This window comes from Paenibacillus sp. FSL W8-0919 (assembly GCF_038003785.1).
Lineage (GTDB): Bacteria > Bacillota > Bacilli > Paenibacillales > Paenibacillaceae > Paenibacillus_AQ > Paenibacillus_AQ lactis.
The window spans coordinates 4,538,593-4,562,235 of the sequence record NZ_JBBOPV010000001.1 but is presented as its reverse complement, the minus strand read 5'-3'; the positions used below and the strand labels follow the sequence as shown (position 1 = coordinate 4,562,235).

General features: G+C 45.7%; 23 protein-coding genes and 1 pseudogene. 9 read left to right on the top strand and 15 right to left on the bottom strand.

The window, feature by feature from the left end:
• Positions 1 to 185: 185 nt before the first annotated feature.
• Positions 186 to 530 carry a transposase gene (locus NST44_RS20665; protein ID WP_007128026.1) on the top strand — a complete coding sequence of 115 codons (345 nt, stop codon included), beginning with the start codon at positions 186 to 188 and terminating at the stop codon, positions 528 to 530.
• A complete protein-coding gene (locus NST44_RS20660; RefSeq protein WP_138919311.1) occupies positions 467 to 1,360 on the top strand; it encodes an IS3 family transposase in 894 nt (297 codons plus the stop codon). The genes NST44_RS20665 and NST44_RS20660 overlap by 64 nt, the downstream gene beginning before the upstream one ends.
• 186 nt (positions 1,361 to 1,546) lie before the next feature.
• On the opposite strand, the gene rarD is transcribed toward NST44_RS20660, so the two are convergent.
• From rarD to NST44_RS20640, 4 genes are all read right to left on the bottom strand, one after another.
• Positions 1,547 to 2,425 carry an EamA family transporter RarD gene (rarD, locus tag NST44_RS20655; RefSeq protein ID WP_340900503.1) on the bottom strand — a complete coding sequence of 293 codons (879 nt, stop codon included), beginning with the start codon at positions 2,423 to 2,425 and terminating at the stop codon, positions 1,547 to 1,549.
• Between the two features lie 230 nt (positions 2,426 to 2,655).
• Complete coding sequence (locus NST44_RS20650) at positions 2,656 to 3,339, bottom strand: hypothetical protein (protein ID WP_340900501.1); 684 nt, start codon at positions 3,337 to 3,339, stop codon at positions 2,656 to 2,658.
• A gap of 213 nt (positions 3,340 to 3,552) precedes the next feature.
• Entirely contained in the window at positions 3,553 to 5,061 is a 1,509-nt protein-coding gene (locus tag NST44_RS20645; RefSeq protein ID WP_340900500.1) for a UDP-N-acetylmuramoyl-tripeptide--D-alanyl-D-alanine ligase, read from the bottom strand.
• A 433-nt stretch (positions 5,062 to 5,494) separates the two neighbouring features.
• Entirely contained in the window at positions 5,495 to 6,664 is a 1,170-nt protein-coding gene (locus tag NST44_RS20640) for an enolase C-terminal domain-like protein (RefSeq protein WP_210094862.1), read from the bottom strand.
• A gap of 273 nt (positions 6,665 to 6,937) precedes the next feature.
• On the opposite strand from NST44_RS20640, the gene NST44_RS20635 reads away from it, so the two are divergent.
• Positions 6,938 to 7,354: a VOC family protein gene (locus NST44_RS20635; protein WP_340900499.1), complete on the top strand. Its 417-nt coding sequence runs from the start codon at positions 6,938 to 6,940 to the stop codon at positions 7,352 to 7,354.
• Between the two features lie 1,017 nt (positions 7,355 to 8,371).
• Here NST44_RS20635 and NST44_RS31100 read toward each other — a convergent pair.
• A pseudogene (locus tag NST44_RS31100) lies at positions 8,372 to 8,659 on the bottom strand (erythromycin esterase family protein); the annotation flags it as partial.
• A gap of 256 nt (positions 8,660 to 8,915) precedes the next feature.
• Positions 8,916 to 9,512: a TetR/AcrR family transcriptional regulator gene (locus NST44_RS20630; RefSeq protein WP_007128035.1), complete on the bottom strand. Its 597-nt coding sequence runs from the start codon at positions 9,510 to 9,512 to the stop codon at positions 8,916 to 8,918.
• A gap of 320 nt (positions 9,513 to 9,832) precedes the next feature.
• Here NST44_RS20630 and NST44_RS20625 point away from each other — a divergent pair, with 320 nt between their 5' ends.
• Both NST44_RS20625 and NST44_RS20620 read left to right on the top strand, forming a co-directional pair.
• A complete protein-coding gene (locus tag NST44_RS20625) occupies positions 9,833 to 10,714 on the top strand; it encodes an ABC transporter ATP-binding protein (protein ID WP_210094860.1) in 882 nt (293 codons plus the stop codon).
• Between the two features lie 23 nt (positions 10,715 to 10,737).
• Positions 10,738 to 12,351 carry an ABC transporter permease gene (locus tag NST44_RS20620; RefSeq protein ID WP_340900497.1) on the top strand — a complete coding sequence of 538 codons (1,614 nt, stop codon included), beginning with the start codon at positions 10,738 to 10,740 and terminating at the stop codon, positions 12,349 to 12,351.
• 98 nt (positions 12,352 to 12,449) lie between these two features.
• Here the strand turns inward: NST44_RS20620 and NST44_RS20615 are convergent, their stop codons facing one another.
• Positions 12,450 to 13,439 carry a zinc-binding dehydrogenase gene (locus NST44_RS20615; RefSeq protein WP_007128038.1) on the bottom strand — a complete coding sequence of 330 codons (990 nt, stop codon included), beginning with the start codon at positions 13,437 to 13,439 and terminating at the stop codon, positions 12,450 to 12,452.
• 129 nt (positions 13,440 to 13,568) lie between these two features.
• Between NST44_RS20615 and NST44_RS20610 the strand changes: the two genes are divergently transcribed.
• Positions 13,569 to 14,420 (top strand): LysR family transcriptional regulator, encoded by an 852-nt coding sequence (locus NST44_RS20610; RefSeq protein WP_007128039.1) that lies wholly within the window; start codon positions 13,569 to 13,571, stop codon positions 14,418 to 14,420.
• 252 nt (positions 14,421 to 14,672) lie between these two features.
• Here the strand turns inward: NST44_RS20610 and NST44_RS20605 are convergent, their stop codons facing one another.
• The 3 genes from NST44_RS20605 to NST44_RS20595 all read right to left on the bottom strand — a co-directional run bounded on the left by NST44_RS20605 (position 14,673) and on the right by NST44_RS20595 (position 16,660).
• Positions 14,673 to 15,485 (bottom strand): arsenite methyltransferase, encoded by an 813-nt coding sequence (locus tag NST44_RS20605; RefSeq protein WP_210094859.1) that lies wholly within the window; start codon positions 15,483 to 15,485, stop codon positions 14,673 to 14,675.
• 223 nt (positions 15,486 to 15,708) lie between these two features.
• Positions 15,709 to 16,152 (bottom strand): NAD(P)-binding domain-containing protein, encoded by a 444-nt coding sequence (locus NST44_RS20600; RefSeq protein ID WP_007128042.1) that lies wholly within the window; start codon positions 16,150 to 16,152, stop codon positions 15,709 to 15,711.
• 58 nt (positions 16,153 to 16,210) lie between these two features.
• Positions 16,211 to 16,660 (bottom strand): MarR family winged helix-turn-helix transcriptional regulator, encoded by a 450-nt coding sequence (locus NST44_RS20595; protein ID WP_007128043.1) that lies wholly within the window; start codon positions 16,658 to 16,660, stop codon positions 16,211 to 16,213.
• A 170-nt stretch (positions 16,661 to 16,830) separates the two neighbouring features.
• On the opposite strand from NST44_RS20595, the gene NST44_RS20590 reads away from it, so the two are divergent.
• Genes NST44_RS20590 through arsC form a run of 3 tightly spaced genes read left to right on the top strand, consistent with a single transcriptional unit; the run spans position 16,831 to position 19,011 of the window.
• Positions 16,831 to 17,157, top strand: a complete 327-nt coding sequence (locus NST44_RS20590; RefSeq protein ID WP_007128044.1) for an ArsR/SmtB family transcription factor — start codon at positions 16,831 to 16,833, stop codon at positions 17,155 to 17,157.
• Positions 17,158 to 17,169: 12 nt separating this feature from the next.
• A complete protein-coding gene (locus NST44_RS20585) occupies positions 17,170 to 18,564 on the top strand; it encodes an arsenic transporter (protein ID WP_340901458.1) in 1,395 nt (464 codons plus the stop codon).
• 27 nt (positions 18,565 to 18,591) lie between these two features.
• Positions 18,592 to 19,011, top strand: coding sequence for an arsenate reductase (thioredoxin) (arsC, locus tag NST44_RS20580; RefSeq protein ID WP_007128046.1), 420 nt, complete (start codon positions 18,592 to 18,594; stop codon positions 19,009 to 19,011).
• Between the two features lie 153 nt (positions 19,012 to 19,164).
• On the opposite strand, the gene NST44_RS20575 is transcribed toward arsC, so the two are convergent.
• From NST44_RS20575 to NST44_RS20555, 5 genes are all read right to left on the bottom strand, one after another.
• Positions 19,165 to 20,520 carry an FAD-binding oxidoreductase gene (locus NST44_RS20575; protein WP_040738091.1) on the bottom strand — a complete coding sequence of 452 codons (1,356 nt, stop codon included), beginning with the start codon at positions 20,518 to 20,520 and terminating at the stop codon, positions 19,165 to 19,167.
• 170 nt (positions 20,521 to 20,690) lie between these two features.
• On the bottom strand, positions 20,691 to 21,149 hold the full coding sequence (locus NST44_RS20570; protein ID WP_007128048.1) for a DUF2269 family protein: 459 nt from the start codon (positions 21,147 to 21,149) through the stop codon (positions 20,691 to 20,693).
• Between the two features lie 13 nt (positions 21,150 to 21,162).
• Entirely contained in the window at positions 21,163 to 21,894 is a 732-nt protein-coding gene (locus NST44_RS20565) for an NAD(P)-dependent oxidoreductase (protein WP_007128049.1), read from the bottom strand.
• A 409-nt stretch (positions 21,895 to 22,303) separates the two neighbouring features.
• Positions 22,304 to 22,636: a winged helix-turn-helix transcriptional regulator gene (locus NST44_RS20560; RefSeq protein ID WP_007128050.1), complete on the bottom strand. Its 333-nt coding sequence runs from the start codon at positions 22,634 to 22,636 to the stop codon at positions 22,304 to 22,306.
• 217 nt (positions 22,637 to 22,853) lie between these two features.
• Complete coding sequence (locus NST44_RS20555; RefSeq protein WP_007128051.1) at positions 22,854 to 23,252, bottom strand: hypothetical protein; 399 nt, start codon at positions 23,250 to 23,252, stop codon at positions 22,854 to 22,856.
• Positions 23,253 to 23,643: the final 391 nt, after the last annotated feature.

The following is a 23,643-nucleotide window of genomic DNA, read 5'->3' as shown; positions in this document are numbered from 1 at the left end:
GCCTTAATGAGAAAAACTGTCGGATTTAATTGGTACTGTGTCAAATCGGTAATCGGACCATAGTCCTTGTCCGGGGGCAAGGAGTTGTACGAAAAAACAAAAAAGCCGCTAAAATGATATTATCCCCTTTAAGTAGACAGTGTGTAAAAAGCGCATTAAAGTCTACTTTGGAGGGGATTTTTTCCATGGGCGAAATAAGAAAGACATATGACATCGAATTTAAGCGCAAGGCTGTTGCGATGTTCCTGGAGGAAGGTCTTGGCTACAAGACGGTAGCCAAGACCTTGGGCATCGATGATAGGATGGTTCGAAGATGGGTGGCTCACTACGAGCGAGAAGGAATTGAGGGTCTCAAGGAAAAAAGAGGCACCTCGACGGGTTCGAAGAACGGGAGACCGAAGAAGGCCAAAACCTTGGAGGAAGAAGTCCTGCGGCTGCGAGCGGAGAATGCCTTGCTAAAAAAGCTATGGGAACTGCAAAGGGGGCAAGAGCAAAGCGACGTCAAACCTACCAAGCCATCGAAGCGCTAACTAGCAACTACCCCGTGGCCTTGCTGTGTGAACTGGCAGGTATCGCTCGAAGTAGTTACTACAAATGGGCAGCCAGAAAGAATAATCCAACGCCCAAACAGATCGATGAGCAGGCTCTGAAAGAGAAGATTCTAGAGTGCCATACTCAGCTAAAGGGCATTTACGGATACCCACGGATTCGTGTCTGGCTAAAGAAAACCTTTGGCTTGAACGTCAACCATAAGCGTGTGTACCGGCTGATGAAAGAACTGGGGATTCGTGCGCGCATTAGGCGAAGGAAGCCATACTTTGGCCGTCGGGAGGCAGGGATTACCTCAACCAATGTACTGAATCGGGATTTTAACGCCACGGCACCCAATACGAAATGGGTCACCGATGTGACCTATCTGCCAATCGGCTCTCGCTTTCTGTACCTGTCGGTTATTTTTGACCTGTATAACAACGAGGTGGTTGCCTTTCGGATCGGACGCCACAACAATTTAAAGCTTGTGCTGGAGACCGTACAAGCAGCTGTACATAAACGCAAAGTAGCCAACCTGCTGCTCCACAGCGACCAGGGCTTCCAGTATACTCACAAGGAGTACCATGCTTTTTTGAAGCGTAAGAAAATTAAAGTGAGTATGTCGCGTAAGGGAAACTGCTGGGATAACGCTTGTATCGAGAGCTTCTTTGGACACCTGAAGTCAGAATGTCTTCGACTCGACACTTTCTCGACCGAGGAAGAGCTCGTAAAGGCAATTGAACGATATATCCATTTTTACAACCATGAACGTTTTCAACAAAAACTAAACAACCTTAGTCCGGTTGAGTACCGAACTAGGGTTGCTTAAGGCTGCTTTTTTAGGCTGTCTACTTGACAGGGTTAAGTTCAAAATAGCGACTTATATTGGGACCATGTTTTTGTCCTCCGACACCAATTTGAAAAATTTCGGTTAACTCCTTTTCTTCTTATGGATCATTCCTCTTACAAATGGCTTATGTTAAAATCCATCCTTCATTAGCGGGCGCCTTTCCCTTCAGCTCGCCTTCGCGAGTTTCGCGCTTCGAATCGATGACGAAGCATATACGACGAGCGCTGTCCAAATGAGCGCAAAGCCAACGAGCAATATCGGGGAGACGAATTCCTTGAACACGAATACGCTCAGCAACAGCATGATCGTTGGCCCGATGTATTGTACGAAGCCGAGCGTGGACAGCGTCATCCGGGCAGCCGCCCGGGCAAAGAAGAGCAGCGGCAGCGCCGTTACAACGCCGGAAAGAAGCAGTTCGATGAACATGGACGGAGGCAGCGTCCATGCCGTTGTCTTTCCTACGGCAGCCAGATAAATCCAGTAGCCGAGTGCGACGGGCAGGACGACAGCCGTCTCTGACAACAAGCCCACAGAAGCGTCTTGCGCGATCTTCTTCTTCGCAAGACCGTATAAGCCAAACGACACGGCCAGCGAGATCGCAACCCACGGGAACCTCCCGTAGTCGATGGCGATGATGAGCACCGCGGCACCCGCGATGGCAATCGCGAGCCATTGACCGCGGCTTGGCTTCTCGCGAAGGAATACCACCGCAAGCAGTACATTCAGCAACGGGTTCAAATAATAGCCGAGACTTGTCTCGACAACATGGCCGTTGTTGACCGCCCAGATGAAGATCAGCCAATTCGCAGCGATCAGCAATCCGCTGGCAGTGAGCGACAGCAGCAGCGAGCGGCTAGCTGCAATCTTCCTGAGTTCACCCCAACGGCGCTGGAGCGCGACGAGAATACCCATGAAGACGAACGACCAGACAACCCGATGTGACAGAATCTCGCCTGCCGGCACATTATCAAACAACTTCCAATAAAGCGGGAGAACCCCCCACATGATATACGCAATAATAGCGTTGACCAATCCATTATTCATGATTACGTCCCCTCTTCTCTCTCCGATGTCTGAAACGGATTATACGCCTCGATCCTCGTTTAAGTAAAGTAAATAATCTGTATGTGCTTACTTAAAAGAAAAAAGACCGCAATATGCGGCTTTTAAAGTCCATAGGTTCTAAACGTTCCACACGTTTCACATTGGTATGGTTTGTTACGAATTAACAATATAATCCTAGCCGAACTCCGATTTAGATTCACAATATATCCTCATCCGCCAGTTCTTTGTCTAGAGATCCCATTTTTTGTAATAACATAACCTGCCGGCAAGCAAGTTGTATCCGGATGATTTTTACAACGTGAAAAAAGCTCTTTAACATCTCGCTGGAAATCACTACGCGGACTCTTGGGTTCTCTTATTCCCCATTTCGACATGCATTCCAATATCAAACCTTGAGTCTCCGGATATTTCCTTATACTGCTATTGAGCTCTTCCGTAGGCAGATCATTGATAAAATAATCCGATAACAACAGCTCTACGACTTCCGCTGGCAACGAAACGTTTAAGGAAATTAGTGAATCCAACATAGCTGCTGCCCGGTACTGCACATACCGTTCCGATTCTAATTTGTCTCGTTCCTTTTTGTCAATATACAATAATCGTGCCATTGGGGTAACGAATGGTTGCAATACACCGTTCTCACGCAGACATTCATAAGCTACTTCTATTAAATCAGCAACAAGCTCGGGGTTGTTTACTACAGTGAAAAAGCCCAGATCCCGCTTGGCATGACATAAGCTTTCGATAAAGCTAACGATCCAATTCGCAGCTTTCAAAGTTTCATCAGACGACAGTATATCCTCGGCAAGGCTAGCTTTCATGCTCTCCCGTTGAACCGCGTCCACAGACACAAATTGCTGGAGTCTATCCAGAATATTATCTTCTTTTAACATATCGAATATTGATCCCCTTCACTTGCAAGTAAATAAGCTTATCGCTTGCCTCTCCATTCCTATACAATTTACCATATATACGGTTAATAGAACGAACTCTATGGTAATGAAAATCAGAACCGTCCTTCCCGTTAACAGAGGCGACGGCAGACGATCCTCCAGCCGGCTGCCGTCGTATTGTGAGATTGAGCTATCTAACCATTTGCGTATTAGTTATTGCATTAGTATTGGAACTATTGCGTCAAGTTGCATTCCTCTTGATGCTTTCAATAAAATCACGTCATTCTCCGTAATCACTCTTTTTATAGATCTTGCCAAGTCCATTTTATCCATAAATGTTTTTACTGCGCCAACTGGGTAATTCTTTGTTGCTTCTAATGCAATAAGACGGCTAAGTTCGCCGAATGTATATACATAGTTAATTTCACGGGGATCAAGGCTTCTCCCGATGTTTCGGTGAAACTCTTCTTCACGATCACCAAGTTCAAGCATATCACCAATTACTAAATACTTTTTTCTATAGCCTGTTAGTTCTTGAAAAGTCTTTATTGCTGCACTGACAGAATCAGGACTCGCATTCCATGCATCATTAATTACTGTAAATCCCAAAGAAGAATCAATCTTTTCCATTCTCATCCCGGGCAGTTTTAGGTTTCGAAACCCCTCATTAATTTCTGTTGAGTTGAAGCCCATCTTTAATGCAATTGCAATTGTAGCAAGTGCATTATTAATATTGTGTTCGCCGAGAAGCGGGAGATAAAATTTATCGTTAGCTACAGAAAATTTGGAACCGTATGGGTTAGTCACAACATTTTCAGATGTTATATCATTAAAATGTTCTTGGCCAAAACTTATGGTTTCTATTGAGGTTCTTAGTATATTACAGAGTTTGGTGGTTAACAACGGGTCGTCACCGTTATAAACTAGACATCCACCATTCTTTAGACCGTTTAAAATTTCTAATTTTGCTGCAGCTACTCCTTCTTTGGAGCCGAGGCTTGAAAGATGCGCAACCCCAATCATTGTAATTATTGCGATGTCCGGCTCGGTAATTTTTGATAACTGATCAATGTGTCCCCTTTCACTCATTCCCATCTCAATTATTGCAACTTCGACATCTCTATTTATCCTTAAAATTGATAATGGGACACCTACTTGACTGTTTAAATTGCCTTCTGTTTTGTAAACGCGAAGCTTCGTTTCTAAAACTGAATGAAGCATTTCTTTCGTAGTCGTCTTACCGTTGCTACCCGTAACACCAATTATTTTGACTCCTAATTCTTTTCGATACGCTTTCGCTAATTTTTGTAAGGATTCTAGGCAGTCATCAACAAAGATTAGCGGCAGGTGAATAGGTGGGTCCGGGTGATCCGTTTGCCAAAAAGCAGCCACTGCCCCTTTAGCGATTGCCTCTGTAACAAAATTATGACCATCTAGCTCTCTTATAATAGGAATAAATAAGTTGCCTGGCTTAACTGTTCTTGAGTCAATCGACACTCCTTGAATCAAAATTTCTTCAAACTCCCTTGATAACCCATCGCCTTCCGACATCTGTTCAATAACTTTTAGTTTATGAGAAATCATCATAACACCGCCATTTGTTAAAACGTTATTTTGTGCCTTGACCAAAATGTACGAAACAAAGTAGTGACCCGTGCGCGGAAATTTTCCTTTTTGTTTATCTTGATAATGACATGGATGAAAGGAAAAAAATAGATCCATCTAGGAGACATTTTCTGCATTAGGTGGTCCCTATACTTTTCAATTTTCATGATTGTTAGTGCATCGTCTAATAAGACAGGTGCGGTTAAATCACAAAAAACGCAGCTATGCGGCTTTAAGCGTAGACATTCCCGCCATCGTTCAGATTTTCAGTGAGCAAGAAAGCAATTGTCTGAATCAATACTATACATTATGATGGTGTTATCATGAAAAGGGACAATTTGATACACCAAAAAACCTCTCCCTCCAGTTATAGATGGTTGTACTTCCATCTCACCGAAGGAGAGGTTTCTTTTTGGGTTGCATTCTCGACTAGCAGCGGGATCATGTATACTGGTTGACGTTATGCGATGACGCTGCCGAGGACGAATTTGCTACCTCCGTGTATAACATGCAGGTCCCCCCTTCTCCGCTACGGGATGTGGCCTAGCATTCACAATATTTTTTCAGCATCTAGGGACCAGCCGGATCGCCCTACAAGGTATGTTACAAGTTCATCGTCGAAGCCGATCCCGAAACCCGGTGTGGCCGGAATATGGATCTCGCCATTTTCGATTCGGTAGCCAGATACGTCCATTCCCTCAATTGTAATATCATCATATTCCACAAATTCGAAGTTACGTACCGCTGCTGCCAAATGTCCCGACGCGTAAATGCCGTAGGCATTGCCGTAACAATGAGGCGCAGACCGCAAACCATGGGCATCCAGCTTCTCGCCTAATTCCATCCAATGCGTGAAGCCGGGCCAGATGATATCGTACTGCAGCACATCTACACGGCCGCGAATCGCCCACTCAACAAGATGAGGTGCTGCAAGACCTTCCCCATCGGCGATAAGCACATTCTGTCCACGTTGACGGAGCCATTCCTTCAGGTCCTCGTATAAGGCTTCATCCTCATGAAAGGCTTCTTCCACCCAGTATAGATTCACGTCCGCCAAAGCTGCCAAAACCTCTTTGGTTAAGTTCAAATTATATGCATTATTCGCATCGATCATGATCTTGCCTGCGGGACCTGCCACTTCCGAAATCCCATGTACGATCGCGATATCTCGTTTCGTCCCTTCCCAGAGCGGCATATGGCGTCCGCCTCGGCCAACCTTAATCTTAAAATGACGTTGGCCCTTCGCATAACCTTGCATCGCTTCTTCTTGCATCAATGCGACTGCAGCCCGCTCATCGGGCAAATGTAAATCATCGAAGTATAGCGAGGTATCATAACAAGGGACAACCAAAGGGGCTCCCGATAGCGTGCGGGCACCGGACACTAATTGGTACACGGGTTTACCTTCCCGCTTCCCTAACCAATCGAACACGGGATATTCCAATTGTAAACGATACGCTTCATGCAGCCGGCCACGCTCATCGAATAAGTCAAGCAATCGGCGGCCGATTATGTTTTCGGCCCATTCCGGCGTCATATGGATCGAGCTGCCGTAACCTGATTGTCCATCGATCGTAATTCTGGCGATATCCACTGTGCAGCTTTTGCCATGAATGCCGATTCTGCCATTGGCTCCCGCATTTCTGGCTCGTTCCCCCGTTAACTTAGCGAATTCGATTTTTTCCACTTTCCAATCAGCCTGTATAACCGCAATGTTCATAGGATCCTCCTTAGCCGACTTGACGGTATCATGTCCCTATTTGATTCGTGAACAGAGCAATATTGTAGATTTATATTGTTAGTAGATAAGAAAAATTCTCCATCCATTGAGATCTGTAATAAAACTCACGGTTTCGCAGTCGTGAGTAAAAAAACTTCCCCGTCCTATTTTGCCTTTGGATTATCATGACAAGTATTGTCACTATTATGAGACATAATGTAGATGTATCCATGAGTGGAGTTACGAATAGACATGTAAAGGAGACGGGTAACGATGTTGAAAGCGATCCCTTTTATTATGTTGGACGGAAAGGCTGAAGAGGCGATCCGATTCTATGAGGAAGCGTTAGGCGCGACTATCCTGTTTAAGCAGACGTTCGGAGAATCGCCAGGCGGCGAGAAATTGTCCGAAACGGAGAGAGCCCGACTCGCTCACTCTATTTTGCGTATCGGCGACACGGAGCTTTTTGCGGCTGACATTGATGCGGATTTTCCCTACAAGGAAGGAAATCAAGTGAATATTTGCTTGACGACGCCAGATGTAAATCAATCAAAGCGTTTCTTTCAAGCTCTGCAGCAAGGAGGTCAAGTGAATATCCCTCTTGAAGAAGTTCATTTTAGTCCTGCATATGGCGTTGTGACCGACCGGTACGGCGTTACGTTTCAGATTTTTACGGTGAAACCGGAATAAACAAACTGTCACAGGCTGCCCCAGCCATGAGCTGGAGGGCAGCCCTATTTCTGCTTGGCAACGCGAAAGTGGAACAAGGCCGGAGTGTCAATCCATCAGAGGATGTTGAATCAATCATCTACCCTTAGCTATGTAAGACCTTCGCTTCATTCATAAAGTTAGCGCTCACCCATTCCCCCTCCATCTTTAACAACTCATTAACAGTCTTATGGTCCGTAGGGGGTTCATCAATCCAATTAAGCAGAGTGTGAATGATGGAATCTTTTTCTGGGAAGTGCTGAAGAAAGACTTCGGCCTGCTCGTGAAGTCGAGTCGTCCAAATCTGAGAACGCACCATCACCATGGAATAGTATGTTCAAATAAGTTTACGGGCGAAGCTTTTTGTTATTGTTTTATAATCTTCTCCAGACGCCGTTGTTAACCTTGCTAATGTCCGGTCAAGGACCTGTTCAATATCGCCATTAAAACGGACTTTGGAATCGCTTCTCCTCTGCTACACTACCATACAGATAAACACTATGAAGTTGTTGATGAAATACCTGTTTAATGCTCTCGATCGATTCATGGATGCAAGTCATATAGACATCATCAATTTTGTCTTTGCTAACATCGCTTACTATGAAACCATTAGGGTCTAGACCATAACCAGCTTTTAAAATCCTCATTCCAATCACCGCCTCACATCAAAACAAGTTACGGGCTGACGTAATCTCCCGAAAATGAATAATGATATCAAACCATTTGGCGAGAGGCCCAACTATGTGAAAGGTTGAATCTTTCTCAAGGTCGTAATTATGTGCAATCCCTCGCCAATACATAACTTTGTCACCTGTGTTCTCGTGCCACCAAATCATGTTTTTTGCCATTCGATGATCGAGGTCAAGGCTCTCAAAGCCCTCGTATTCATAGAAGCCTAAGATGAAACGAGCGTATTGAAGCGCCAATTCGTGCCCGTCATTTCTCGGGAGTTCGGCAATGAGCTGGTAGGTCAGTCGTGCGTCATCAATGAATCGCTGTTTATTTTGCTGGCGAGTACCACGCGATATGCTTGTCGATTTCACCCGAGGGACGAAGAAACGAATAACGAGTCTCTAGCTCATCCAGCCGTTCTGGCGCATTTATTCGTACATAGTTTGCCACTTCGTCGGATACCTGAACATGCCCTGCACCGAAGTACCCACCAAAAACTCGAATCGTATCGCCCGGGTTCTGGATATTATAGGAGCGCATCCAACATAGAGCATCGAGAACCTCTTCTGTCTGTAAAGGGCTCCAAGTTGCAGCAAGCAAAGCTTGTGGGTCGCCCTTGCCTGTACGCGCAAGTACTCATTAAGCTGCATCCCAATAGTCCAGTCCGTCTCCAGAAAGAGCGTACGGAATCCCAGGTGTTCAACAAGGAATCTCGTAAGTCGGTCCTTAATGAGATATATCTGGTGAGCGCTTCGGGCACCGCGAGTCGACTCTCCAATCCCGATGATAGCAGTGTGGCGAAGGATATTGGCTAAGGGCTCTAAATCAGTGAAAGGAGCCTGGGGATCAATTGTGGCGTTCACTGATTGCTTTATTTGCTTGGTGCAACACCTTTTATCAGTAATTCCGTCCATTGGGCGGTATAAGGGAGAATCCTCTTGTAAATGTGGGGGCTGGAGATCCCTTCAACCAGAGCCTGAAAATAAATCAGAAGAAATTCATCCGAATATTTGAGATCAACCTTGCCTTCTTTACGCCCGCGGTGAAATAAATCCAACATGAGACTGTAGCTTTCCTGGACGTATTGCTGCATCATCAGTGATAATCCGTCATCGCCTTTCTTCGTAAAATAATCCATTAAATCGAAATAAAATTGCTTGTTGATCTTCTCCAGAAATTGAATTTTGATCTGACTCATGGCAATGATCGTTTCTTCGAAAGGTTTATTTTCGGCCATGAGCTCCCGGGCCGATTCTCCCATTTGAGTTAAAAAATACTTAAACACCTCCTGGATCAGGTTTTCTTTACTCCCAAAATACTTAAATATCGTCGTTTTACCGACATTGGCATGTCTCGCGATCTCATCTACCGTTACATTTTCGATGCCGGCATCGGTATTCATCAAGTTAAACGTTGCTTCTAGAACTTGATTTTTCTTCGCTTGGGTCCGCTTTTCAAAACCATTCATTCCTTATTCCTGCTTTCTAACGATTATGATTAAAAATGAATATGGAGGATTTAGTTCGTATTTTTCCTTCCTATTAATTATATATCAAAATTATGAATTATAAAACAAATAAGAGTTCTAAACTTATGTTTTTTTGCATTGACTATGCCATTAAACGGGTGTATAACTGAAGTTGTAAATGAACTTTGGTTTAAAACAAAGCGAATTCAACTAATATAAGAACTAAATATTAATAATTAGTTCATTATTTGTTGAGGTGAAGCTTTGCTTTAGACTGGAAAGCACGTTACTAAAACTGGTCAAGAAGGAGTTTTAGTGCTATGACAAACATTGTAAAAGTGCAAGGCTTGCAAAAAAGCTTCGGGAAATTCAAAGCGTTGCATGACGTGTCATTTACGGTAAATGCCGGGGAAGTTGCCGGATTTATCGGGCCGAACGGTGCGGGAAAATCCACCACGATTCGTACGCTGCTCGGGATCATCCAGCGGGATGCCGGGGATGCGACGATCTTTGGCAAGGATGTATGGAAGGACAGTCTTGAGATTCATAAACGAATTTCTTATGTTCCTGGGGACGTGGCGCTCTGGGGCAGCTTAACAGGCGGCGAAATCATTGATTTGTTTATGAAATTGCATGGCGGCGGAGACAAAACGAAACGCGACTATTTAATTAAACGGTTTGAGTTGGATCCGAAGAAGAAAGCCAAGGGCTATTCCAAAGGAAATCGGCAAAAAGTCGGCTTGATCGCGGCTTTATCCGTTGATTCCGATTTGTATATTTTCGACGAACCGACTTCCGGACTGGATCCGTTGATGGAATCCGTCTTCCAGGATGAGGTCGAAAAAATCAAGCTTGCGGGAAAAGCAATCTTACTGTCCTCTCATATTTTGAGCGAAGTGGAACGGCTGGCCGATAAAGTAGTTATCATTCGCCAAGGCAAAGTGGTTGAAACCGGAACATTGGATGAGCTGCGTCACTTAACCCGTTCGACAGTAACTATGGTAACGCAAGGCGATGTGGCTAAGATGGCATCCGTTAACGGTGTCCATGATTTCAAGCAATCCGGCAATCAAGCGACATTCTCGGCGGATAACGAATGTATCAATGATATTTTGTCCGAAGCGGCAAAGTTGGGCGTCAAGAAATTTGAATCCGTGCCGCCTACGCTGGAAGACTTATTCATGCGTCATTATGAAGTCTAAGAGCGGAAACGGAGGAGACTGGGATGCAAGAAAAATTTGCGCGTTCGCGTGTACTTTTCGTCCAATATCTGAAACGTGATTGGAAAAAAATCATCATTTGGATTTTAGGTTTAGGCTTGTTTTCAGCCGGATTTGTTCCGGCTTTTGAAGAAATCGGCAAAGGGCAAGGTTTGCAGGGAATGTATGAAACCATGCAAAATCCTGCCATGATTTCCATGGTTGGTCCGACACCGGTTGAGACCGCGGCGGATTATACTTTAGGCGCGATGTATGCGCACGAAATGCTGTTATTCTGCGGTTTGTTTGCGATGATTATCGCTGCTTTGCATGTGGTAAGCCATACCCGCAAAGAAGAAGATCTAGGGCTTACTGAACTCGTACGCTCTTTTCAAGTAGGTCGTCAAGCCAATTCGCTTGCGGTGATTGCCGAAGTCGCCTTGATCAATATTCTATTGGCGCTCGTGATTGGAGGAGTCTTGACCAGCTATGGCGCAGATACGATTTCGGCCGAAGGAGCCTTTTTGTTTGGCGCATCCATCGGGATGGCCGGGATCCTGGGAGCCGTGATTGCCTTAGTCATGGCGCAAATTATGCCAACTTCATCCGGAGCAACCGGTTCATCGCTTGGAATTGTAGGTTTGCTTTATATTCTTCGTGCTGGTACGGATGTGTCGAATGTTGATTTCTCCATGATCAATCCGATGGGTTGGACTTATCTAGCCTATCCATTTACAAAAAACAATTGGATTCCCCTGATTGTGGCGATCGTCTTCAGCGTCATTGTCGTGATCATCGCTTTTGCCCTTGAAGGCGGTCGAGACATGGGGGCCGGTTATTTGTCCGAACGAGAAGGACGAGAATCGGCAAAAAAATCATTGCTGTCCGTACCCGGCCTGTTTACCAAGCTGAACAAAGGCGTAATGATCAGCTGGTTGATTGCCTTCGTTATCATGGGAGCAGCCTATGGTTCGATTTATGGAGATATGCAGGCTTTTCTCGAGAGCAATGAAGTCATGAGTCAAATGTTTACCATATCCGGCGTTTCCATCGAGGAATCCTTCACCGGGACCATTATGATGGTCTTGATCGGAATGGTTTCCATTTTGCCGATTGCGATCGTGAACAAACTGTTCTCGGAAGAAACCCGGCTGCATCTAAGTCAGCTTTATGCAACCAAAGTGACGAGAGCTCAGCTCTATTGGACGAGTGTCATTTTGGCCATCGCTGCTGGGATTGTGGGCATTTTGCTCGCTTCCGGCGGTCTTGGAGCGACGGCCATTTCTGCCATGGGTGACCGCTCGTCCATCAATATGTGGGATTTTCTCGAAGCTGGTTATAACTTCCTGCCTTCCGTGTTATTCTTTACGGGACTTGCCGCTTTGGCTTTAGGCTGGGCCCCAAGACTAGGGAAAGCCGTATATGGGTACCTTGGCTATTCTTTTGCATTAAACTACTTCGGCGGCATTTTGGATTTGCCGGAATGGTTCGCTAAGACAGCCGTTCAAAGCTGGATTCCGCGAATGCCTGTAGATCCGTTTGATGCGACTACCTTTATTGCGATCTCGGTGATCAGTGTTGCTTTGATGGTTATGGGCTATATGGGATATCGCAAACGGGATATGGTGGAAGGAGCTTAGCAGAGAAGTGAATTCGTAAAATGTCTTGACATAAAATGGAGCAGAAAACGGGCTGAACTATGTGATTTCGGCCCGTTATTTTTTGTGATTTATGGCGTTTATCCGAAGAGCAAACCGATATTGCCAAACTGCTCGCCCGCCATCATTCGCTGAAACGCGCTCCGTGTCTCATCTATCGCGTACATCCGGTCGATCAGCGGATGAATCCTGTGCTTCTCCATGAACTGAAGCATCTCAGCAAACTCCTCCCGGCTCCCCATCGATGTACCGATCCAGGACAGCTGAGGAAAAAACAAAGCCCTAAGCGGAACATCTACCGTATCGCCGGAGCTGGCCCCAAAACTGATAATCCGCCCATTGGGCTTAATCACCTTTAAGTATTGGGAAAAGGTTGCCGGACCGATGCTATCTAGGATCACGTCCACCTTCTCCCCTTCCAGCTCTTCGTTCCAATCCCCGTCGCTTGAAAAAGCCCTATGTAAAGAATACCTCCGAGCTTCAACAAGCTTGGCTTCACTGCGGGATGTAACGCTCACGACAGCCCCCGCAGCTTGGGCCATGAGCATCGCATAGGTTGCAACCCCGCCTCCTATGCCCGGAATGAGCACATGCTCGCCTGCCTTGATTTGGGCCCTTGTAAACAGCGCACGGTAGGCTGTTAGAGCAGACAAAGGAAGTACTCCCGCTTCCTCCCAACTCAGATATAATGGCTTTCTGAAGGCATTGCCCGCCGGGATCACTACCGTCTCGGCAAAGGTGCCGTCCATCGGACCGCCCAAAATCTCAGGTACTACAGGGACCTCTTCTGTGCGCTCCCAGCCGATCGTCGGATGGATGATGACCTCGTTGCCAACCATGTGATCGCTAACGCCCTTACCCACTTCCTCAATGATCCCTGCCCCGTCTGAACCCAGAATGAGCGGCCTATCCGTTGCCTGCCGTCCCTCCATCAAAAATAGATCACGGTGATTGAGTCCGGCCGCCTTTAAGCGGACTCTAACTTCACCTAAACCCGGTTGTTTTATTTTCACATCGCTGATTCGAAGCCCGCCCAGACCGCTCGGGCCGTGATGAATAACTGCTTTCATATGAATTCCTCTCCTTCTTCCGGCCTGTTGGCCGTCCTGGATTCATTGTAAGTTTCACTCCGATGCATGTAAAATGGTTAGTAATGAATGTGACATTCAGTAGAAATGAAGCCAGGATGGTGAAGGCGTATGGAAAGTGGAGATTTACGTATATTCTACGCAGTGGCGGAGGAAGGCAGCATCACGCGAGCGGCCCAGCGCCTTCAGTATGTTCCCTCTAACGTCACGGGCCGGATCCGCCAGCTGGAAGAAGGCCTGCGAACATCACTATTTGTCCGAAGCAACCGGGGGATGGAATTGACTCCAGCCGGTAAGATTTTGCTTGGATATGCGCGTGAAATTTTAAATTTGCTGGGTGAAGCGGAGAAATCCGTTCAGGCTGAGGATAAGCCGCGGGGACAGCTGCGAATCGGAGCGATTGAATCCACCGCCGCAGCTTATCTTCCGGAACGCCTCGCCGATTATTATGCTCGATACCCTGAGGTCAATCTGTCCCTGAACACGGGTAATTCCAGCGTACTTATGCAGCAAGTAGTTAACCGTGAAATTGACGGGGCTTTCGTGTACGGCCCTGTAACGCATCCTCAGCTGAAGCAGATCCCTTACTATCAAGAAGAACTGGTGCTGCTCACCGAAGTTGGGGCCGAAAGTCTGCAGGAGCAATTGCACAAGCCAATGCTGATCTTATCGACGGGCTGTACTCACCGGTCCAGAGTGGAGCGCCTTCTGGCAGAAGCCGGAGTCCAACATCCGCGTATCATCGAGTTCGGTTCGCTCGAAGCTGTCATCGGAGGGGTTGCTTCGGGACTCGGTGTAGCTCTCCTTCCGAGGTCCAATGCCGCAATGCTTTCCAAGGAGATCAACATGAAAGCCATGACGCTTCCGAAGTCCTATCGTGAGCTTGTGGTGCATTTTATTTATCACAGGGACGTCCCAGTGAGCAGCGCGCTTCGAGCATTTTTAGAGCTAAATCATCAATAGTGATTTAATCTTCACCTGCTATTTTCTTTTAGAAGGTATTGATTTGTTGTTATCGAACACATAAAAAAGCTCCTGTTTCGCTACAGGAGCATAAATCTTCTCTTAAAGTAAGTCGTTTTTTTCCATGGTCATTACATCAATAAACTTACCAGCCGTGACACCCTGCTTCTCAAAAACGCCAGCTTCCCAATATTCTGTTGTGCGTATAAAACCCAGCCCTTTCCGTTAAACGAAAAAAGTGTTTAGTAATATCTAAGGCTTGATTGCCTTGATTACGGCTGATACGATGTAATCCTCGATATTGGATCCTTGAACCCAATCCTTAATAAAATCTTTGGACTCATCCTTCGGTTCGACGGAGATATCGGTAAATCCGCTTTGTTGAAGCATTGTCTCAATTTCGCTAATTGAAGATGCTCCTGATATGCAACCTGAATAAAGTTCATCTAAGTCGCTTTTTATTTCTGAAGGAAGCTCTGCTGTTGTCACAATATCGGAAATCGCCAGCCTGCCGCCGCTTTTTAGAACACGAAACGAATCATTAAACACCTGCTGCTTATCAGGCGAAAGGTTGATAACACAGTTTGAGATGATGACGTCCACCGTGTTATCAGCGACAGGAAGATGCTCAATTTCTCCCAAACGAAAATCTGTATTCGAATACTCCCCTCTAATAGCATTGTTACGTGCACGGCTAACCATTTCAGGTGTCATGTCAACGCCGATCACTTTACCGGTCTCCCCCACCTGGCGGGACGCTAAGAAACAGTCAAAACCCCCGCCGCTGCCTAAGTCGAGTACGACTTCACCAGGCTTTAATGACGCAACAGCTTGGGGATTGCCGCACCCCAAACCAAGATTTGCACCTTCAGGCACCGCGCTTAGTTCATCATTCGAATATCCAAGCTTACTTGAGATCGAATTGAAGTCGGAAGGTGTACTGCAGCAGCTGGTTGTTTGTATGTCGGTTTGACAACACGAACTAGCATTACCTTCTTGAATAGCCACTTGTTTATAACGGTTACGTACATTTTGGCGAATTTGATCGTTCGTTACTTGATTCATTCGATCATCTCCTTCGAGTAGTTTTTATAAGATCAGCAACAGCTAGGCGTACAACAGGCTATTGAATTCGCAGGTTGCCGTCTCCAAAGAAGTTGGTTCAACACCCCCTCTTTTGGCTTTTTCCATTTCCAGGCTTCCCTACTGGCTCGCTCAACTTCGAGCTGCTGCTGCTTCAAAAGATATTCTTCGTCCCACCAATTTAAATACATAGGTAAGATCCTCCCTATAAATGATTTCTTATTTTCAAATAACGCATTAGCTTGCTTACAACGTATTTTTCGTCCGGCCCCACCCCCCTTAATGTTGCGGAAGCGAAGGAACGCTGTCCTTCCAAACCGACATAATAAAGTCCTGGAGCGGTAAGGCTTATTCCTGCTGTCTGTATCGGTTTTCCCTCAGTGCCAAGAGCCCCTATGGGAAAATACTGAATCACCTCATTTTGTGACGGATAGTGGGTTGCAGCTCCAGATATCCTCATACCTGGCAATGAGGACAACCTTACTGGCGAAAACAGCTTTAAACTATCGTAATAATGCGGCCAAGAACCAGCTGCATGCTCGCCTGCTTTCAAGATCAAAAACTTGAGCCCGTTTTGCTTCAAGTAATACCCGGAAGCCATACCGGCCTGCCCGCCTCCGATAACAATTGATGCTAAAACGGATGCCATTTTAAAGCCCCCCTTCGTTCATTATTTGCATTATACAAGTATTTGAAGGTAAAAAAATTTACCCAATAATGGGTCTGCAGCAATTATCAGATTTAGCCATTGCCTCATTCATTAACTTGATGGAACGAAGGACCGTCTCTTTCTCGAATTCGGTCATAAATGAGAATATTTCATCAAGATAAGCATTCATCTGTTGGTCGATCGTTGTAGCTACGTACTTCCCTTCAACCGTTAAGGAGAGGGTCGATACCCGGCGATCGGCAGGATCAGGTGTCTTTTTAATTAAATTCATTTTGATTAGAGACTGTACTTGTCTGCTGAATGTTGTAATATCAGTCCCCAATGTTTCTGCGATTTGCTGGATCGAAGGATTATGCTGACGGTCGACTTCGAACAAAATATGGCTTTGGACAGGAGTGATGTCATTACCACCCACAGTGCAGCAATTTTTGTTCAATAAGCCGAAACGGCGTGTCATAATCTGAAATAGTTCGCGAGTGCTTTCCATTGTTCTGTTCACCTCTTGATTCATTTATACACGAAACATTTGCAATATGCAAATGTTATTTGGGTAAGAAATCAAAGACTTATCTTTCATTTGATTTTCTACCGGAATCCGAATATTATATAACCGTTTACTTATGTGAGAAATGGTTGATCAGATAAGGAGGTGTTGGTTTGGAGCAAATCTACGAAATGGCTGATAAGTTGAAGCTGCTAAGCGATGGTACCCGTCTCACCATTTTGTCCTTGTTGAGGGACCGGGAATTTTGCGTATGCGAACTCGTTGATATCCTGGAGATTTCTCAACCCGGCGTAAGTCAGCATTTAAGAAAATTAAAATCCCAGGGCCTAGTAAAAGAAGATAAACGCGGTCAGTGGGTATATTATTCCTTGAGTGTAGATGTTCCACCATACATTAGGTCGGTGCTCGAGTATACGCCTAATTCTAAGACCATTCTAACTGCGCTTAACAAAAAAGAAATAACTTCGGTTTGCGAATGAGGCTTTTGCAGCATTCTGAAGTTTTTTCTTGTTGTTTATATAAGTATATGGTTATATAATGATTTCCGTCGTTCATCGATGACACAGACTTTGAAGCAAACGGAGGACGAGATGGCAACTGTTGTATTAGCTAGTATTATTTTTTTGATTACCTTAACCTTGGTTATCTGGCAGCCCAGAAATTTATCCATCGGATGGTCAGCCTGCGGCGGTGCTGTGCTGGCGTTACTTGCCGGGGTAGTTAGTGTCCATGACGTCTGGGATGTTACCCAAATGGTCTGGAATGCCACGTTAGCTTTCGTTGCGATCATCATCATCTCTCTAATCTTAGATAGGATTGGATTCTTTGAGTGGGCTGCCCTACATATGGCAAGAGCTGCTCGTGAAAACGGCATCCGCATGTTTGTATACGTCAGCATTCTGGGTGCTGTTGTCGCTGCCTTTTTTGCGAATGACGGAGCAGCCCTCATTTTGACACCGATCGTATTGGCCATGGTAAGGGCGCTTAACTTTGATGAAAAAAAGGTATTCCCTTTCATTATCGCGAGTGGGTTTATCGCGGACACCACTTCACTTCCGCTCGTCGTGAGCAACTTGGTCAATATCGTATCCGCTGATTTCTTTGGAATCGGGTTCGGGGAATACGCTGGCCGAATGATCATTCCGAATTTATTTTCACTGATCGCCAGCATCTTGGTCCTGTATTTCTTCTTCCGTAAAAGTATTCCGCGGCAGTTTGAAGCCACCCGCTTGAAGGAGCCTGCCGATGCCATCAAGGATCCCTTCATGTTCCGGATGTCTTGGTATGTTCTAATCGTTCTTTTAATTGGGTACTTTATCAGCGAGTTTCTGAATATCCCTGTATCCCTTATAGCTGGTGTCATCGCTCTTATGTTCCTATTACTTGCCCAGCGCAGTCGGGTGGTCCCAACGAAAGAAGTCCTCATAGGAGCCCCTTGGGCAATTGTCTTTTTCTCTATCGGCATGTATGTCGTGGTGTATGGTCTCCGAAATGCGGGACTTACCGATTTGCTCGCAATAGCTATACAAACCGTTGCTGACCAAGGATTATTTGTGGCGACAATGGGTATGGGGTTCATTGCCGCTCTTCTGTCATCGGTCATGAACAATTTGCCTACCGTCATGATTGATGCGCTAGCCATTGATGCTACCCAGACGTCTGGAACGATTCGGGAAGCATTAATTTATGCTAACGTGATCGGCTCTGATTTGGGGCCTAAAATCACGCCGGTTGGTTCATTGGCAACATTGCTATGGCTTCATGTGCTTTCTACCAAAGGGGTCAAAATTTCTTGGGGAACTTACTTTAAGACCGGGATTATTCTCACGGTCCCAACGCTGTTTATAACCTTGCTTGGGCTCTATTTGTGGTTAGCAGTTTTGTAGTTTTTATATAAAAGGAGACGATGATTCGTGGAGAAGAAAACCATATACTTTCTCTGCACCGGCAACTCATGCCGCAGTCAGATGGCTGAAGGTTGGGCTAAACAGCATCTAGGGAGCAGCTGGAATGTATACAGTGCTGGTATCGAAGCTCACGGGCTGAATCCCAATGCTGTTCGAGCCATGAATGAGGTAGGGATCGACATTTCCCACCAAACCTCCGATGTGGTTGATCCGGAAATTCTTAACCAAGCGGATATGGTTGTAACGCTATGCGGGGATGCTGCAAATAAATGCCCTGTTACCCCGCCGACAGTAAAAAGAGTTCATTGGGGATTTGATGATCCTGCGAAAGCTCAGGGCACGGATGAAGAAAAGTGGGCTGTGTTCCAAAGGGTTCGAGATGAGATTGGGGATCGAATACTTAAGTTTGCCGTCTCAGGCGAATAGACAAGTCTCCTTCCCTGCTCGCTGGTTCAATAAAGGCAGCCGATATCATTAACGGCTGCCTTCTTGTTTTATTGAATGGTTGTAGATTATTTTGAATCACTTTATTTTGTAGAAACTAACGACTTTCGATTTGCTCTTATTGATTGGTTATCGTTAAGCTGGAGGAATGCTCTGCGGATTGTTAAATACATTTTTCGGATCATATTTTGCTTTTATTTTTCTCAATCTTGGATAGTTCTTTCCATAATAGACCGGTCCTGAACTCTTAATGCCCTGGTCTGGAACGTTAATATAGGATCCTACGATATAAGGCTGCAATTTCTTTCGGGTGTTTCGGGCCAAAGCGATATTTCTAGCTGCATGAGATGGATTCACCCAAGAGCTGTTCCATTCCACGTAGAACTTAGCTTTGCGCCAGTAGAATGCGGTGGCTCTAGGTGCGATGCGGCTTACGGCGCCGCCCCAATTCAGGAAAAAGAACCCGGCTGGCGTCCCTCCCTCTGCTTTTTCCAGAAACTCGCGCATGACTTTATAGGCTTTCTCTGGAAATGGACGTCTGCCAAAGCCGCTGGAGAACTGGTTGCTGAATCTTTGTGTAAGAACCGGATCGGGGGCGAGCATAAACTTAGTAGCTTCCCTGTATGGCAGATAACGGATGATTTTTTGCGTCGGGGTGCCAACACTAAGAATTGGTTCCAGTTGGGTAAGCGCCTCGCGTTTTGATCCTAGGTAGATCCCCAGCATACTGACATTTCCGCCTTTTTTGGGACCGACGCTTAATTCACTTCCGAGCTTGGTACTGGCGTTCGGAGCCCAAACCTGCCATTTCTTCACGATTTTTTCAAACTGCTCCCATGGCCAGGTGATTCGAAATACTGTGGCTTTGTTTGGAGCACGCAGCACCTTGAATTTGTATTTGGTATAAACGCCGAAGTTCCCGCCGCCTCCCCCACGGGATGCCCATAGAAGGTCGGAATTTTGTTTTTTGTTTGCTCGAATGATTCTCCCCTTGGCGTCTACCATTTCGAGTTCGATTAAATTATCGCTGATGAGACCGGTCGTTCTTTGTAGCGGCCCGATTCCACCACCAGGCGTAATGCCGCCGATCCCTACCGTTGGGCTGTCGCCAAATGGGGCCATATAACCCTGCCGAGCCAACGTATCGACGATTCGGCCAACCTGATTCCCGGTCTCTACTACTGCTGTGCTGCTCTTTTTGTTCAGACGAATTTTCTTCATTTCGCTGACGTCAATGACGATTCCTCCATTGACCTGCGAGAGATTGCCTTCCAAGGCGTGCCTTCCGCTTCGCGGGCGCAAGGGGACTTTATTTTTTCGAGCCCATCGAATGGCATTGGCCACATCTTGTGTTTTCTGAGCAAAAACAAAAACCTTAGGAAATCTGTCCGTATGTGGATCCCAATTTTTGCGTGCTGCTTCATACCCAGGGTCACCCCTAAAAATCACTCGCCCAGTAAGCCTCACATCTGACTTCACGGATCTGTCCATCTCCTTAGAATTAATGAGAAGAATGAATACATTTTTGACATATCGGCGGATGCCATATAATGTATGATGAAAATCTGTGACGTGTATGGGCTGGTGCCCTTAAAATTTCTTGAGGAGATTCTAAGTCATTTTAATGACTCTACGATCGGTTTGTTGTCCCCATCTGCCCTTTAAAATGGCTTCATGACCATAAGCACCAGTATGGCAATCATCAGCAGCTGCGCTGCCGTCTCGATGGGCACGATCTTTTTGATCAGCAGTCCGAATTCGGCGGGTATCTCATTACCCTGGTCGTAATTTTCAGAAATGCTCTTCTCGATCTTGTTCACACGGGGCTCGATCCATCCGTCAATCAGGACGACCGTGAGCAGCGCTAAAAGGATGGATACATTCAGCCACATTTGGGAGAACCCCGTCTTGGTTATGATCATAAGCCAAACCCCGGTTAAAATTAGGACGGTACCGCCGATTTTAGGAAGGATAGAGGGTCTGTTTGCTATACCAGATGCAAAGTGCAGCTGTCCGACGGTCTTGGCCGATCTTCGAATGATGAACAAAACAAAAGTGGGGCCCATGATAGCGATTGAAGCCAATATATGCAAAACGAGCAGGATTCCAAACAAACCCATAGTTCCCTCCTCCTTAGCGCACCGTCGAATGTTGGGTTTGATAGGCTAGACCGATCCTTTTTCCTTTAAACGGTCCTTCGAGCTCAAGATGTTCCAGCATACATGCGACCACATCGTCATAAGCCACATTCAGCTCATGAAATCGACTGAACAAGTAACCGGCAATATCCGTCTCGGAATATTCCTTGATCGTCTCTGGAACCGGAACGGGTAAGGTTTCCGTTGTTACAAGAAGAGGAACCGAATCCGGCTGCTCTCTCGACACTGTCATGGTTCCCGGACACATCATGGACCAATCGAGTCCAGTCTGTTGCAGCCTTTCGAGGTTCCGGTTATGGTTCCTGTATTCAGGTGGAAAGCCGGGTAAATTGTTGCCGATTAGATCTGTATAAGGTATATCCAGCAGGCCGGCTCCCCCCATTACCCATACCCGCCCGGAGAAACTTGGCACCGATTCACATTGGCTAATAATGTTGTCAACGATCCTATTAAATTCGTCTCCCTGCCCCGCATGGCCCGCTGCAAGAATAGCGGCGTCTTGATGCGCGAGCGCCTCACCGACGCTAGCCGGTTCCATCATATCGCCCGCGATAACCTTCACATGCTTGGCGGAATGCTCGCCTAGTTGCTCATAAAGCTTCTCCGAATTTCGCACAAAAGCGGTCATTTCATGACCCATTTTTATCCCTTGTAGCAGCACTCTCTTCCCTGTATTCCCTGTCGCTCCAAACACAACAATTTTCATTGGTTTTTCCTCCTCTTTCGTGTCCCCATTATTTGGTTAGATCAAGCTTAGCATCGCCCTTGCATGATGTTAAGAACCCACTTTAAAGTAGGGTCCTTACTAAAAAGTAAGCATGACAAAAGGACACCAACATGAACATGAAGATCAGGAGGAAATGGGAGCTCTTTTATAGGCAGATTGACGGCAATTCTACAGAATGGGGCATTTAGGATCTAAAACTCGTTAATGAATGCCACGTGCCAAGGGGGGCGAATTCAATTACTTGACTCATACGGTCGTCATTGAGTGGTGCACACTTGAATTAATGTTGTCATTTTGCGACCGCAGGAATAACAAAAGCTGCCCGGGATTCCCGTGACAGCTTTTGTTTGGGGTTATTGAAGCCATGTACAAGGTCATTGAACCACCGTTATGACGCTGAGTCTTCAATATTCCGCTTGTTATGATTTTCTCCCCAAGCACACATGACTTCTGCTACAGGGATCAATGTTTTTCCGTACTCACTGAGTGAATATTCTACTTTTGGAGGGACCGTAGGATGGACCGTTCTATCGACAATGCCTTCCCGTTCCAGATTCCGGAGATGCTGTGAGAGCATTTTTTGTGACACCTCAGGTATGAGCTTCTCCAGATCATTGAATCGCTTATTAGAGTCCATCAAATGCCATAAAATCAGGGGCTTCCATTTGCCGCCTAAAACATGAATGAGTGTCTCAATCGGACATTGACGCTGATGAATCATCGATGGATCATCCCCTTACTTTCAAGTAAGTGCATTACCTAAAAATTGCCATAATTGAATTTTACGCTAGCTCTACGATCAAGTCAAACATGAAAACGAAAAAAGGGAATCAGACTTTAACGAATCCAGCCTTCACGACCGCCCTACGATCCATCGAGAATGAGATAAAGTCTTCTTAAGGATCGGATTGGGATCAAGTTATCCTAATCTTTTCCCTTCAAACTTCATCCTTAATCACATAGTTGGAATCCCCTTTAACGGATATGGTATCCAGAGCATTTATGGCTGCTTCAATAGAAGCAATGCGTCTTTCTAGTAGTGTTTTTTGCGGACTGCCTTCTTTAGCGTTTTCATACTGTTTTATTACGGATGGAAGAATACCGGCTATAACCGTTCGAGCTTCAAGGGTGTCGGAAATCTCATATGAAAATTCCGTTCCTTGCCAAGCATGTTCTAGACTATCTAAGGCGATTTTCACTGCATCCCGTCGTTTCTTAATGAGCGATGTGTTCGCTTCTTTCTCGGTCATCCTTTTAAAGCCGTTTTCGAGTTTTCTTAAAGTTGACTGCATCGATTGTATCAGCAATTGTTGGCGTTCTGGGGTTACAGCTTTCATGTTCATCCCTCGCTTTTTATATATTTATCGAGTGGACCTCCGTTCCTGTTGGCTACCCATTTACATTGGGGAAGCTGCTCCCTTCTCTACAAGGTGCCACCGGTTAATAGTGCCGTACCTAGGGACTCCACTAGAATCCCTACTTTTGTTTCCAATATAACTGTACAACATTCATGCAAGTGAGAAGATAAAGCGGGCGTACCATTGATTCTGATTATAAAAAGATTATCAATGTACTTTAATGTTTTAACTAAATCCCTAAAGACACCAATCTAGTCGGCTAAGGAACCAAGATCTTGTTAGTGCCAAAGAAAAAAGCGCTAAAACCTAAGGTTTTAACGCTTGTCTGATTTACTACCGGTCCACTCTTCGTACAACCCATACGGCGGAC

What these genes read in the sequence shown, in the direction of transcription:
- NST44_RS20665 (WP_007128026.1), top strand. Translation starts at nt 186, where the DNA reads ATGGGCGAAATAAGAAAGACATATGACATCGAATTTAAGCGCAAGGCT.
- NST44_RS20660 (WP_138919311.1), top strand. Translation starts at nt 467, where the DNA reads ATGGGAACTGCAAAGGGGGCAAGAGCAAAGCGACGTCAAACCTACCAA.
- rarD (WP_340900503.1), bottom strand. Translation starts at nt 2,425, where the DNA reads ATGAATAATGGATTGGTCAACGCTATTATTGCGTATATCATGTGGGGG.
- NST44_RS20650 (WP_340900501.1), bottom strand. Translation starts at nt 3,339, where the DNA reads ATGTTAAAAGAAGATAATATTCTGGATAGACTCCAGCAATTTGTGTCT.
- NST44_RS20645 (WP_340900500.1), bottom strand. Translation starts at nt 5,061, where the DNA reads ATGGATCTATTTTTTTCCTTTCATCCATGTCATTATCAAGATAAACAA.
- NST44_RS20640 (WP_210094862.1), bottom strand. Translation starts at nt 6,664, where the DNA reads ATGAACATTGCGGTTATACAGGCTGATTGGAAAGTGGAAAAAATCGAA.
- NST44_RS20635 (WP_340900499.1), top strand. Translation starts at nt 6,938, where the DNA reads ATGTTGAAAGCGATCCCTTTTATTATGTTGGACGGAAAGGCTGAAGAG.
- NST44_RS20630 (WP_007128035.1), bottom strand. Translation starts at nt 9,512, where the DNA reads ATGAATGGTTTTGAAAAGCGGACCCAAGCGAAGAAAAATCAAGTTCTA.
- NST44_RS20625 (WP_210094860.1), top strand. Translation starts at nt 9,833, where the DNA reads ATGACAAACATTGTAAAAGTGCAAGGCTTGCAAAAAAGCTTCGGGAAA.
- NST44_RS20620 (WP_340900497.1), top strand. Translation starts at nt 10,738, where the DNA reads ATGCAAGAAAAATTTGCGCGTTCGCGTGTACTTTTCGTCCAATATCTG.
- NST44_RS20615 (WP_007128038.1), bottom strand. Translation starts at nt 13,439, where the DNA reads ATGAAAGCAGTTATTCATCACGGCCCGAGCGGTCTGGGCGGGCTTCGA.
- NST44_RS20610 (WP_007128039.1), top strand. Translation starts at nt 13,569, where the DNA reads ATGGAAAGTGGAGATTTACGTATATTCTACGCAGTGGCGGAGGAAGGC.
- NST44_RS20605 (WP_210094859.1), bottom strand. Translation starts at nt 15,485, where the DNA reads ATGAATCAAGTAACGAACGATCAAATTCGCCAAAATGTACGTAACCGT.
- NST44_RS20600 (WP_007128042.1), bottom strand. Translation starts at nt 16,152, where the DNA reads ATGGCATCCGTTTTAGCATCAATTGTTATCGGAGGCGGGCAGGCCGGT.
- NST44_RS20595 (WP_007128043.1), bottom strand. Translation starts at nt 16,660, where the DNA reads ATGGAAAGCACTCGCGAACTATTTCAGATTATGACACGCCGTTTCGGC.
- NST44_RS20575 (WP_040738091.1), bottom strand. Translation starts at nt 20,520, where the DNA reads ATGGACAGATCCGTGAAGTCAGATGTGAGGCTTACTGGGCGAGTGATT.
- NST44_RS20570 (WP_007128048.1), bottom strand. Translation starts at nt 21,149, where the DNA reads ATGGGTTTGTTTGGAATCCTGCTCGTTTTGCATATATTGGCTTCAATC.
- NST44_RS20565 (WP_007128049.1), bottom strand. Translation starts at nt 21,894, where the DNA reads ATGAAAATTGTTGTGTTTGGAGCGACAGGGAATACAGGGAAGAGAGTG.
- NST44_RS20560 (WP_007128050.1), bottom strand. Translation starts at nt 22,636, where the DNA reads ATGATTCATCAGCGTCAATGTCCGATTGAGACACTCATTCATGTTTTA.
- NST44_RS20555 (WP_007128051.1), bottom strand. Translation starts at nt 23,252, where the DNA reads ATGAAAGCTGTAACCCCAGAACGCCAACAATTGCTGATACAATCGATG.